The 13,330-nt window shown below is 57.6% G+C and carries 8 protein-coding genes; 7 read left to right on the forward strand and 1 reads right to left on the reverse strand.

Features of this window, described 5'->3' with window-relative positions; all coding sequences use genetic code 11:
• Positions 1-74: 74 nt before the first annotated feature.
• The 7 genes from RB2501_RS12885 to RB2501_RS12915 all read left to right on the forward strand — a co-directional run bounded on the left by RB2501_RS12885 (position 75) and on the right by RB2501_RS12915 (position 9,778).
• Positions 75-2,285, forward strand: coding sequence for a bifunctional alpha,alpha-trehalose-phosphate synthase (UDP-forming)/trehalose-phosphatase (locus RB2501_RS12885; RefSeq protein WP_015755286.1), 2,211 nt, complete (start codon positions 75-77; stop codon positions 2,283-2,285).
• Positions 2,286-2,330: 45 nt separating this feature from the next.
• Positions 2,331-3,266 carry a TolB-like translocation protein gene (locus RB2501_RS15885; protein WP_015755287.1) on the forward strand — a complete coding sequence of 312 codons (936 nt, stop codon included), beginning with the start codon at positions 2,331-2,333 and terminating at the stop codon, positions 3,264-3,266.
• A gap of 35 nt (positions 3,267-3,301) precedes the next feature.
• The gene (locus RB2501_RS12895) at positions 3,302-3,931 is read left to right on the forward strand and encodes a TMEM175 family protein (protein ID WP_015755288.1); all 630 of its coding nucleotides are present in this window, start codon (positions 3,302-3,304) and stop codon (positions 3,929-3,931) included.
• Entirely contained in the window at positions 3,928-5,259 is a 1,332-nt protein-coding gene (locus RB2501_RS12900) for a M28 family metallopeptidase (protein ID WP_015755289.1), read from the forward strand. The genes RB2501_RS12895 and RB2501_RS12900 overlap by 4 nt, the downstream gene beginning before the upstream one ends.
• Before the next feature lie 24 nt (positions 5,260-5,283).
• Positions 5,284-6,642, forward strand: a complete 1,359-nt coding sequence (locus RB2501_RS12905; RefSeq protein ID WP_015755290.1) for a hypothetical protein — start codon at positions 5,284-5,286, stop codon at positions 6,640-6,642.
• A gap of 54 nt (positions 6,643-6,696) precedes the next feature.
• Positions 6,697-8,346 (forward strand): M1 family metallopeptidase, encoded by a 1,650-nt coding sequence (locus RB2501_RS12910; protein WP_015755291.1) that lies wholly within the window; start codon positions 6,697-6,699, stop codon positions 8,344-8,346.
• Positions 8,347-8,416: 70 nt separating this feature from the next.
• On the forward strand, positions 8,417-9,778 hold the full coding sequence (locus RB2501_RS12915; protein ID WP_015755292.1) for a serine hydrolase domain-containing protein: 1,362 nt from the start codon (positions 8,417-8,419) through the stop codon (positions 9,776-9,778).
• Between the two features lie 142 nt (positions 9,779-9,920).
• Here the strand turns inward: RB2501_RS12915 and RB2501_RS12920 are convergent, their stop codons facing one another.
• Positions 9,921-13,322 (reverse strand): ThuA domain-containing protein, encoded by a 3,402-nt coding sequence (locus tag RB2501_RS12920; RefSeq protein WP_015755293.1) that lies wholly within the window; start codon positions 13,320-13,322, stop codon positions 9,921-9,923.
• Positions 13,323-13,330 lie beyond the last annotated feature (8 nt).

Below are 13,330 nucleotides of genomic sequence, written 5' to 3' on the forward strand. Positions count from 1 at the left end.
ATTTATTGGTTAAGCGATGCAATTTGACGAAATTTAGACAAACAGCGAGCGAAAAAGGTTAAAATCCACAAAATATGTCCAAAACCATTATTATTTCGAACAGATTACCCGTACAGCTGCAAATCAAGGAGGGTTCCATTGAAGCGACCCCGAGTGTGGGCGGCCTGGCCACAGGTATGAAATCGGTCCACAGCGACGGGGAAAGCCTGTGGATTGGTTGGAGCGGACTGACGTTGGAGGAGATCCCCGATTCCCTGGATGCCGATATTGACCAAGCCCTGGCCCGACACGGCTGCTCCCGGGTGGACCTGAGCAAAAACGAAGTGGATGGCTTTTATTACGGCTTCAGCAACCGGACCATCTGGCCGCTCTTCCACTATTTCATGGAGTACTCCGAATTTGAGTTGTCGAACTGGACCGTCTACGAGGCGGTCAACCGGAAATTCGCAGATGCCATCGCGGCAGCGGCGGCGGACGACGATGTGATCTGGGTACACGACTACCAGCTCATGCTCGTGCCCCAGATGGTTAGGGAGCAGCGGCCCGGCCTGTCCATCGGTTTCTTCCTCCATATCCCCTTCCCCTCCTATGAAATCTTCCGGACCATGCCCTGGAGGCGGGAAGTACTGAGGGGCCTGCTGGGTTCCGACCTGATCGGCTTCCACACCTACGACTACGAGCGGCATTTCCTCAGTTCCGTCCGGCGCCTGCTGGGCCTCGAGGTGTCCTTTAACGAAATCCACCTGGAAGACCGGGTGGTGAAGGTGGATTCCTTCCCCATGGGGATCGACTATAAAAAATTCAACGAAGCCGCCGCCCGGCACCGGGACATGAAACCCGGGGAAATCTCGGACCTCCAGAACCGGCTGGATACGCACAAGGCCTCCACCCCGGACGCAAAGTTTTTCCTTTCCATCGACCGTCTGGACTATACAAAAGGGATTGCGCGGCGCATCAAAGCCTTTGAGTATTTCCTCGAAAAATACCCGGAATACAAGGAAAAAGTACGCCTGATTATCCTGGCCGTGCCTTCCCGGTCCAAGGTGCCCCAGTACCAGCGGCTTAAAAGGGAGATCGACGAATTGGTCGGGCGCATTAACGGGGAGTTATCCACCGTTAGCTGGACACCCATCTGGTATTTCTACCGCTCCCTGCCCTTCGACAACCTGATCGACCTGTATACTTCCTGCGATATCGCCTGGCTCACGCCGATCCGCGACGGCATGAACCTGGTGGCCAAGGAATACATCGCCACGCGTACCGACCAGACCGGGGTGCTGATCCTCAGCGAGATGGCAGGATCAGCCAACGAAATGAACGAGGCGCTGCTCATCAACCCGAACAACTTCGAACAAATTGCCGAATCGCTCCACCAGGCGCTCAACATGCCCGAGGAGGAACAGAAGCGGCGCAATGCAGCCATGCAGAAACGCTTGGAACGTTACAACGTGGAAAAGTGGGCCAACGATTTTATGAATTCCCTGCTGACACAAAGGCAACAGGATTATTCCATGGTTGCGCGTCGGCTCTCGGTAGATCTCACCAACACGCTGCTGGAGAAATACCGGGAAGCCCGGAGCCGTATCCTGTTCCTGGATTACGACGGTACGCTGGCCGGATTCACCAACGACCCCCAGGACGCCAGGCCCGACGAGGCGCTCATGGAGTTGCTGGACCGCCTGAACGCCCAGGGGCGGACGGATGTTTTCCTGATCAGCGGCCGGGATAAGGACACTTTTACGCGTTGGTTCCAGGACAAGGAGTACGCGATGATCGTGGAGCACGGCGTCTGGATCAGCGAAGGCGGAAAACCCTTCAGCATGCTGGAAAATGTCAAAAACGACTGGATGGGCAAGATCCGCCCGGTGCTCGAGTCGTTTGTAGACCGGACGCCCGGTTCCTTTATCGAGGACAAAAATTATTCCCTGGCCTGGCATTACCGGAATACGGACCCGGATTTTGGCCAAAAGCGCACCATGGAACTCAATACGGTGCTCACCTCCCTGATCGCCAATGACGACCTGACCGTGATGAACGGGAATAAGGTGGTGGAGATCAAGAGCAGCAACGTGAACAAGGGCCGGGCCGCCATGCGGATGGTCGCCCGGAAGGAGTATGATTTTATTTTTGCCATCGGGGACGACTGGACGGATGAATTCATGTTCCAGGAATTGCCCAAGGAGGCGGTAACGGTTAAAGTTGGCCGCATGAAAACCCAGGCCCGCTATTTCCTGGATGGCCCCGGGGCTGTCCGCCAATTGCTCGGTCGGTTTGCGGATATCTGAATTCGGGCCGTGCTTTTGCAGCCTGCAATACAAATGAAACCTGCGATGAAAATAAAATTGCCGCTCATGCCGGGGGCCGGAAGGCCCAATACGCGAAGACGCATAAAGCAACCGCTCCGGGCCTTACTCGCCGGGGCGGCCCTGGTTTTAGGTAGTTCGCCGGCCTACCCCCAGGCGGAATCCGAAATCTTCCTGGCCCCGCTGTCCAGGGGCGAGACGGGCTGGACGCTGGGTACGGCCAGGAACATCTCCCAAAACCCGGGGTACGACAACCAACCCGCATTTTATTCCGCGGGGTTGCTCCTGTATTCCGGCACCCGGGAAGGACAAACCGACATCGCCAGTTACGACCTGCAGCAGGCCACCCGCCAATGGGTATCCGATACCCCGGGGGGAGGGGAATATTCGCCCCTGAAAATCCCCGGGCGCGCGGCGGTTTCCGCCATCCGGCTGGACACCAGCGGCCTGCAACGCCTCTACGCCTACCCCATGGGGGCCGGCGAAACGGAGATGTTGCTGGAAGGCCTCAAGGTCGGCTACCACGCATGGTTCGGGCCCGACCTGCTGGTTTGCACGGTATTGGTGGAAGACCGGATGGACCTGGTAGTTGCCTCCCTGCCCGATAATTCCCGATACACCTACCAAAAAGGCGTGGGCCGGTCGTTACACAAAATCCCCGATACCCAGCGTATCAGTTACACTACCGTGATGGCAGACCTGCAAGGGATAAAATGGATGGACCCCCTGTCGGGGGCAACCGGGGAGATTGCCCCGCTGCCGGACGGGGTACAGGACTATTGCTGGCTCCCGGACGGCAGCCTGATTTGCGGGAGCGGCAACCGGATCCTCCGCCTCCAACCCGGCCCGGGGGCCAGGTGGCAAACGCTCTGGGAATCCGACGATGCAGCCGTGGGCACGATCACCCGTCTGGCGGTGAGTCCCGACAGCCGGCATGTGGCCTTTGCCGCCCATCCGGAATAGTTGGAAATCCGTAGTGAATTAACTACTTTCAACAGGTGAAATTCCAGCACAACACCAACCGCCTTGAAGCTTTCAGCGACGGGGTTTTAGCCTTTGCCGCCACCCTGCTTGTGGTCGGCTTTGAATGGGACGGAGACTTCCGGGTACTCGAGTCACAGGGTACCAGTTTCCTGGCCTTTGCTGCCAGTTTTTTTGTACTGGTCGCATTCTGGTGGGTCCATTACAACTACTTCCGGCGGTCCGGCTATGTCGACAACTGGATCATCGCGGTCAATACCGTGCTGTTGTTTGTAATCCTCTATTATGTTTTCCCTCTGAAATCCCTGGTGAATTCCTTTATGGGACAGGAGCGGATTACCATGGAAGGGCTTTCCAACCTGTTCCGCATGTACAGCCTGGGTTTTGCCTTAATTTTCCTGTGCTTCGCCGCGATGTATTTTAGGTCTTATAAGAAATTGCGCGCCGTGGAACCCTCTCTTGTCAGCCTGTTCTATGCAAGGCATTTCACCATTTTCGTGCTGATAGGGGTCCTGTCCATGGTCCTCGCAACCCTGCAGGCCGGAGTGCAAATCGGCCTGCCCGGGTTTATATATGCCCTGCTTGGCCCCCTGTGTTTCTGGCACGCCCAATGGTTTAAACGCAAATACAAAGATATCGATCAATGAGACAGTTAGTACTCCCCCTATTCCTCTTATTCACAATTACCCTCCAGTCCCAGGCCGATCCGCGGCTCTACGACATCATCCAGGCGGTTTCGGCTGACCGCATCGAATCGGATATCGCCACCCTGGCGGGCTTTGGCACGCGGCATACGCTCAGCGATACCGTCTCCGATACGCGGGGTATCGGTGCCGCTCGCCGATGGATCAAAAAGGAATTTGAGAAAATATCCGCAGATTGCGGCGGTTGCCTGGAAGTCTTCTACCAGCGGAACCTGGTGCCCGAAGGGGAAAACAACCGGATTATCCGCGATGTATGGGTAGTCAACGTGGTGGCTGTGTTGCGGGGAACCGAAAACCCCGGCCGGTATGTGATCATGAGCGGCGATATCGATTCCCGGGTCAGCGACCCGACGGACTTTACCTCGGATTCCCCTGGCGCCAACGACAATGCCAGTGGCATGGCCGGTGTACTGGAGGCAGCCCGGGTATTGAGCCGGTACCAGTTCCGGAACAGCGTTGTATTTACCGGGCTGTCCGGGGAGGAACAGGGACTGTTCGGGGGGCGGGGACTGGCGGAATACGCCAAGAACAATGAATGGGAAATCATCGGCATCCTGAACAACGACATGATCGGGAATACCACCGGGGTGGACGGCGTGGTCAGCAACCGGGATTTCCGCATTTTTTCAGAACCCGTTCCCCCCACGGAAACTGAACGGGAGCGCCGGGCGAGGCGTTTCTACGGCGGGGAGGTAGACGGGATTTCCCGGCAATTGGCCCGGTATGTCCATAAAACCACGAAAACCTATATGCCGGAGATGAACCCGATGATGATCTACCGGCTCGACCGATTCGGCCGCGGGGGCCACCACCGGCCCTTCAACGATGCGGGATATGCCGGGATCCGCATCATGGAAGCCCATGAAAATTACACCCAGCAACACCAGGACATCCGCCTGGAAGACGGTATCCTCTATGGGGACCTCCTGGAATATGTGGATTTTCAATACGCGGCCAAACTCACGGCCGTGAATGCCATCGCACTGGCCTCCCTGGGCTGGGCCCCTTCCGCGCCCGAAAATGTCCGGATCGGGGGCATCGTGGAGCCTGCGGCCCGTTTGCAATGGGATCCGGTTCCTGGAGCAACAGCCTATAAAATTTACTGGAGGGACACCACCTCCCCGACCTGGGACCATTTTGTACAGGTCAACGATACGAGCCATACCCTGGAGGGGATTGTCATCGACAATTTCTTTTTTGGGGTAGCCGCCGTGGGGCCGGACGGGCACGAAAGCCTCGTGGCCTTCCCCTCCGGCATCCTCCGGGATTAACCCAGAAGAAATACCGGCATAGATGTGAAACCGATTCGCAAACTTCCTGAAGTTTTCATCCGTTACGCCGGGGTCATCACCCTGACGGCGGTTCTCTCCGGGCTGTTGGACGGCTGCTCGGACCCCACCCCGGCAGATCCGGTTGCCAGCGCCTACCTCCCGGATATCAACCAGCTTTTTGAGGAGTACTTTGTTCTGGATAGCCTCGGGGATCACGAAGATCTCGGCGACCTCCTGGTTCGCGAAAACCGGGACCTGAAGTCTTCGGAACTCTATTTGATCGCCGCGTGGGCATATGAAGGTGCCGGGCAGGCCGATTCGGTCCTCTCGCTGATCCACCAGGCCATCGACCGGGGGATGGCCAACCCGAAAATCCTCGGGAAATTCAGGGCAACCGCATTCTCCGAAGACAATCCGGAATACGTCCGGCTCCTGCACCGCCTGGATTCCATAGAAGCGGCGCTGAGCCACGTGGAGCATTTTGCCGTGAAACTGGAGGCCATGGAAGCGTTCTGGCCCTATTTTGACCGGGCGCTGGCCGATACCACCCGGGCCCGGCGGGAACTTCGCGCTTTTATCCTCGAGGGTCCCCGGGAACTCCGGGACTTCTATACGGTTCGCTATGGGAGTATCGACCAGATGTACGGACAGATGATCAACGGGGCCCCCGACTACTACCGCTACCTGAAGCAACAATTCAACCCGGATAGCATCCACGTCTTGAAATCCCGCACCACCCGCTGGATGGAACGTTTTAAGGATTTGTACCCCCAAGCTGTGTTCCCAAAAGTATTTGTCGTCCCGGGCATTCTCAATTCAGGGGGTACGGCCACGGAGATGGGGCTGTTTGTGGGAGGGGACATGTACGGCCGGTCCCCAAACATGCCCACCGAGCAATTGACCGATTGGCAGCGGGGGGCGATTATGGGCTTTTCCGACCTGCCGGCGCTCACCCTCCATGAACTGATGCATTTTCAGCAGAATTACCGGGATACGCTGTTGAACGAATCCGTCCTGGCCGGGGTTATCGGGGAAGGCGTCTGCGATTTCCTGGTGGAATTATCCTCCGGGGAGCCCCTGGACAACGAAAACCTGCGATTTCTGGAAGACCGCGAAAACCACCATCGCATCTTTGCCGACCTCCGGGAGGACCTCTTCGGGTCGGACAATTCCCGCTGGTTGTACAACGGCGGCAGCATCGACGACCGGCCCCACGACCTGGGCTACACGGTGGGTTACCTCATCAGCAAATCGTACTACCGGAACCGGGACGACAAGCAACAGGCCATTTACGAGCTGCTCAACTCCTCGGACCTCGTTTCCATTGTCCGGCAGAGCGATTATGCGTATATTCTCGCCGGCCCTGCCAGCGCCACCCGGTAGTTGGCAGGACTTTTGAAGAGGATGTTACCAATGAGCGCATTTTACAGAACCACGATGAAACTTTTCCTGACCTTACTGGCCCTCTTTGGGCTGACAGCCGGTCTGTCCGCCCAGTTGGGAGCGTCCGGACAACCGGAAACCTTTACCCGACAGGACTCCCTGCGGGGCAGTATCACGCCGGAACGCGCCTGGTGGGACCTCAACTATTATTCCCTGGACCTGCGCGTAAACCCGGAGGAAAAATCCCTTTCGGGTACCAACACAATCCGATACCGGGTGCTCGAGCCGGCTACCCGGATGCAGATCGACCTGCAGCAGCCCCTGCAAATCGATTCGGTGTGGCAGGACGGACAGCGCCTGGACGTCACTTCCGAGGGCAATGCGCATTTTGTCCATCTCCGGAAAATACAGCGGCCAGGTACGTTCGAAGCGGTGCATGTGGCCTACTCCGGGAAGCCGCGGGAGGCCGTGCGCGCCCCCTGGGACGGCGGGTTCTCCTGGGACACAGACAGCCGGGGCCAGCCCTTCGCGGCCACTTCCTGCCAGGGGCTCGGGGCAAGTGCCTGGTGGCCAAACAAGGATCATATGTACGACGAACCGGATAGTATGGCTATTGCCGTCCGGATCCCGAAACCGCTGATGAATGTGTCGAACGGGAGGCTCCGGCAGGTAACGGACCACGGCGACAGCCGGACGTATCACTGGTTTGTCTCCAATCCCATCAACAATTACGGGGTGAATGTAAACATCGCGGACTACGCGCATTTCGGGGATACCTATGCAGGGGAAAACGGGGATCTGGACCTGGATTACTATGTTTTACCCGAGAACCTGGAAAAAGCAAAAAATCAGTTCGGGCAGGTACCCCTGATGCTGGAGGCCTTCGAACACTGGTTCGGCCCCTACCCGTTTTACGAAGACAGTTTCAAACTGGTGGAAGTACCCTATCTGGGGATGGAACACCAGAGTTCGGTGACCTACGGGAACGGCTATTCCAACGGCTATTTGGGGCGCGACCTCTCCGGGACCGGCTGGGGTTTGAAATTCGATTTTATCATTATCCACGAAGCGGGGCACGAATGGTTCGCCAACAACATCACCTACCGGGATATCGCCGATATGTGGATCCACGAGGGCTTTACGGCCTATTCGGAAAACCTCTATCTGGATTACCACTTCGGGACGGAGGCCGCAGCCGCCTATGTAATCGGGACGCGCCGGAATATAAAGAACGACCGGCCGCTGATCGGTACGTACGGCGTCAACCGGGAAGGTTCCCCGGACATGTACTACAAGGGGGCCAATATGCTCCACACGCTGCGGCAACTGGTAGAAGACGATGCGCTGTGGCGCTCGGTGCTCCGGGGCCTCAACGCAGAGTTCCGCCATCAGACCGTCACCACTGCCCAGGTGGAACATTATATGAGCGAGCGAACCGGGAAAAACCTGAGTGCATTTTTTGACCAGTACCTGCGGACAACGATGATACCTACCCTGGAATACCGCCGGGTGGGCGATCGCCTGGAATTCCGGTATACCGAAATCGTAGACGGCTTTGACATGCCCATCCGAATCCTGGCAAACGGCGAGCCCCGGTGGATCTTTCCGGAGGCCGACTGGAAATCCGAGCCCCTGAAAGCCGATGCCGTCCTCGGGTTTGATGCCAATTTTTACATCCACAAGAAACCGGTGCCCGCCCCCTGAGTTGAGCGTTTCCCCGGAAGCACCTATAAAGAGCAACCATTCAAATCATCCAACTGATATAATTACACACATGATTGTTTTATTTCCTTACCTGAAGCACAGGTATTATCGCCATTTCAGGAGCCAAACCCGGGTGCTCCCCTCCCGCCTTCTAGCCGTTGGCTTCCTGGGCCTGCTGGTTTCCTGCGGGGGCAAGTCTGAGAATTCGGATTCCGCTGCGCCGAATCCTGAAGTAGTTACGGCGGAAGCGGCATCACGGATCGATTCCCTGCTGCGGAACATGGTGGTTACCGGGAATGTCGCAGGGATATCTGCCCTGGTCTGGGAGAAGGGTCAGGAGGCTTATTTCGGCGCCTATGGCTATTCGGACCGGGAAGACAGCATCCCGATGGACCGGAACACAATCGTGCAGATCTATTCGATGACCAAGCCCATTACGGGTACCGCGCTGATGACGCTCTACGAAGATGGAGCCTTTGAACTGGACGACCCGCTTACCCAATACGCCCCGGAATTCGCGGACATGCAGGTGTATACCGGGGTGGACGAAAATGGCGAAATGCTGCTGGAGCCCGTTCACCGCCCGATTTCCATCCGGGATATTACCCGGCATACCGCAGGTTTTCCGAACCGCCCGAACATCCCGGGCCTCAGCGAGGCCCTGGCAGCTGCAGATCCGTTGAATCGGGAAAATACGTTGCAGCAGCTCGGCGCAAAATTCGGATCACTTCCCTTGTGGTTCCAACCCGGGAGCCAGTGGGAGTACGGCCCCAGCGTAGATGTACAGGCCTTCCTGGTAGAGCGGATCTCCGGCCAGCCCTACGGGGCCTACGTCCGGGAGCACGTACTGGACCCCCTGGGGATGGAGGAAACCCGGTATTTCGTACCCGAGTCAGACCGGGACCGGTTTTCGGCCATGTACCGGCGGGAAGACGACAGCACCCTCACCCAATTACCCGATTCCACGGCTAAAATAGAATACCTGCAGCGCTGGCCGCTTACCCGCGGGGGATGGGGGCTGACCTCCACCCTGGACGACTACATGCGCTTTGCCCGCATGCTTTTAAACAAAGGGGTCCTGGAAGGCAGGGCAGTCCTGGAGCCGGAGACTGTTGAGCTGATGGCGACGAACCACTTACCGGACAGCGTGGAGGAACGCTCCTGGTTGCCCGGCAAGGGAAATGTGGGTTTTGGGATCGATTTTGCGGTACGCGTGGCCCCGCCAGCCTCCCCGGAGGAAAACAACGGGGTGGTCGGGGAGTTCTTCTGGGACGGAGCCGCGAGCACCCTGTTCTGGGTAGATCCGAAAAATGATCTCGCCGCCGTACTTTTTGTGCAATTATTTCCTTACGACCCGATAAAACTGCATAAAAAGTTCAGGGATGCAGTTTACGGACCTTACCAGCCGCGGTCCGGGACGGAAACCGAATAGAAGGGGACGGAGCCTTCCTCTCCAACTGCAATAGAAAGGGTTGGCACCTCCGATTTTAACCGCAATAAAAAGGCGCCCGTTGGGCGCCTTTTTTTCTCTGTGCATTTGCTCCGGACCAAAAACGGGTCCGGGATACCATTCATTAACGGAATTGGATACCTACAATGGCCATCATGCCGGGGTCGTCCCCTGCTGCTTCCTGCCGCTTAAACGTAAGGAATAACGGCTGCCGGCCGCTGAGCTCTTTGGAAAAGGCAACCGGGATGGCCGCACCCGGCCCGCTCGGGGAGTCCAGGCTACCCGTCCCGACGAGCTCCCCGTCGGCGCTGCCCAGGCGTAGCTCAAAATCCGACCCGGCGGCCGGGGGCGACTGCCACGCGGCTTCAAGTACCAGGGTATTTACTCCGGTAAGGTCATATCCGCCGAGATCCAGCCAGCCCTGAGGGGCATTGAGCAACACGAGGTCCATCCCGCCGAAGGTCATGGACTGCATCCCTTCCTTCTCCATGTCTTCCCGGGGGGAAATCCGGTTTCCGGTTAGTGCCGTCCGGGCAACCCCGGTTAGCGGCTTAACCCCGTTCTGTCCCGGGTCCGTATAGGATGCCGTCAGGATCATCGTATTGGCAGCCTGCGAAGGGTCCGGCACGATGGTGCCGTTGGCGGGCAGGGAGGGCGGCCGGGGCCGCTCGTCTGCCAGCGACAGGATGTAGGACGCCATTTGGTTCAGCTCATCCGTGCTCAGGTCCGGGTGGGCCGCCATGGCCACCTCACCCCAGACACCGCTTCCGCCGTTGCGGATTTTGTCCATCAGGTACCTCAGGTTGGAATTCCGCCGACCTTCCTGGTACTTCCGGGAGACCTCCATATAGGACGGCCCGATTGAAGCTTCCTGTTCTTTATGGCAGGCCTTGCAATCCAGGCTCTGGGTCAGGGCCTTCCCGGTGATGGCGGCCGATGCCTGCTGGTGACCGAAGTCCCTGGAGCTGTCGTCCATGCCTTCCCGGTAGTCCACCGATACGTACAAATTATCATCCGGCGCTACTTCCTGTCCCTCGTCCATCACCGTAACACTATATTTTACAGGGACACCCGGGATAAAAAAGGATTCATTCCCGCCTTCCATCGAAATCCGGACTTCGGGCCGTGTATTCCCCACATAGATCGTCTCGGAGGCGCCTTCGGAAATTTCCCCGGAATTGTCCATCGCCCTTGCCGTCAGCTGGAATTCTCCGGTACCCTCAAAGGTATAGGCCAGGCTGGGTGCGTCGGTTACCAGGCTGTCGCCGTTGCTCATGGTCCAGACATACTGGATCGGGTCGCCCTCCAGGTCTTCGGCAGAAAGGGTGGCCTGGATGGCCAGGGGGGCAGCCCCGGAAGTCAGGTCCACTTCGAGGCCCTCGAGCATGGGCGGACGGTTCCCGCCGTTGTATTCAATGTAGCTCAAACCGCTGTTGTCATTGGCTGTAAACCATCCCGTTCCATACTCGAGCAGGTAGATGCGGCCGTCCGGGCCCACTTCCATGTCGATCAGGTTATTCAGCTGGATATCCGAGGCAAAGGGTACCATCTTATTAAAGGTCCCGTCCTCAAACAATTCCACAGATTTCATCCAGCCGCGCATCCAGTCGTAAACCAGGATTTTTCCGTCGTAATAATCCGGCAGCGCGCCTTCCCCGTTATACAGGTCCGTGTAGTAGGCGGGTCCGGCCATCGCGTTTCGTCCGCCGGATCCCACCTGGGGGAATTCCGCGGATTGCCCGTAATGGTAATAGACCATTGCCGGTTGTGCGGGGGGTAACTCCCTGAGGCCCGTATTGTTTTCCGAATCGTTGATCGGCCGTTCCGGGTCAAAGGTTTCCCCGCTTTCCCCGGTGGCGTAGTCGTAGTCCACATAGGCCTTATTGTCAGCGATAAACAGCGGCCAGCCAAAGTTGCCGGGCTCCCGGGCCTGGTTGATTTCGTCATAACCGCGCGGTCCCCGGGTCTGGAGGCTGTCGCCCCGTGCATCCGGCCCCACATCCCCCCAGTAGACATATCCGTTTTTAGGGTCAACGGAGATACGGTAGGGGTTCCGGTGGCCCATGGTGTAAATCTCAGGCCGCGTGTTTTCAGTTCCTTCGGCAAAGAGGTTGCCCTCCGGGATACTGTAGCTGCCATCTTCGTTAACGCGGATGCGCAAAATCTTCCCGCGCAGGTCGTTCGTATTCCCGGAAGACCGGCGGGCGTCGAATTGTTCGCTCCCCGGCAGGTCGTTCAGGGGGGCAAAACCGTTATTGACGTAGGGTACATCCTGTTGGTTGAACGGGGTGGAATTGTCCCCGGTGGACAGGTAGAGCAGCCCATCGCCACCAAAGGCAATAGACCCCCCGGTATGGCAGCAGATCTCACGGTCGCTGGCCACTTCCAGGATCACCTGCTCCGACTCAAGGTCAAAATTCCCGTCCTGGTACTTAAATCGCGAAAGCACGTTTTTTTCTTCGTCCCCGGTTGGGGCGTAATAGACGTAAACCCAATGGTTATTGGCGTAGTCCGGGTCCTTTTGCAGGCCCATCAGGCCTTCTTCGGCATTGACCCCCGGCGTATTCAGCGTTTTATGGTATACGTCCAGGACCGCGACCTGACGGAAATCACCCGTGGCGGCTTCGTAGAGCATCACTTCGCCCCGGCGCTGCCCCACAAGGATGTCCCCGTTGGGCAGGATGGTCATTTCTGTGGGCTCAAAAAATTCGCCTCCCACGAGTTCCACCTTGCTGAAACGATTGGCCTCCGGCGGGATCTGCGAATGGGCCTGGTCGTAATCCAGTTCCAGGTTTTCCCCGATGGCATAGCGAATACCCCCCAGGAGATGCTGCAGGAACAAATCTTCCGAGAACGATTCCTCCGTGTGGCCCAGAGCCGTATAGAAGGCCCGTCCCCCGTCGTATTCATGGTACCAGGCCATCGGGTGGTAATCGCCATTTTCCCCGCCTTCGTAAGTGGATTCGTCTATGGTGATCAGGACGTTTACCTCGGGGTTCAAATTCTTAAAGTTGTACATTTCATCCGTGCGGTGCCAAACCGAGTCCTGGAAAAATTCGGTGGCCGGGTGTCCTTTGTCCACAATATGGAAGTCCGCCTCGGGAGTTCCTGCCGGATGGCTCTGGAAGTAGGCGCCGGCCAGTCTGCCGTACCAACCCCAATCGTATTCCGTATCGGTTGCAGCGTGGACTCCCACGTATCCTCCCCCGGCCTGGATATAGCGTTCAAATGCGGCCTCCTGGGCAGCATCCAGAACGTCCCCGGTGGTACTGAGGAAGATAACTGCGCTGTACTGGCTCAGGTTTTCCTCGGTAAAGCGGGCTGCATTTTCGGTAGTATCCACCGTAAAATTGTTGTTGGCCCCCAGTTGTTGGATCGCTGCGATACCGCTGGGGATAGAGGCGTGTCTGAATGCGGTCGTCTTACTGAAGACGAGGACTTTCGGAGGGCCCGGGCGCTCCTTGTCGCATGAAACCATCAATGCCAGTACGAGAATGACCGGCAGGGCTTTTCTTATTAATTTCATGAATCGGG

The organism is Robiginitalea biformata HTCC2501 (genome assembly GCF_000024125.1).
Classification (GTDB): Bacteria; Bacteroidota; Bacteroidia; order Flavobacteriales; family Flavobacteriaceae; genus Robiginitalea; species Robiginitalea biformata.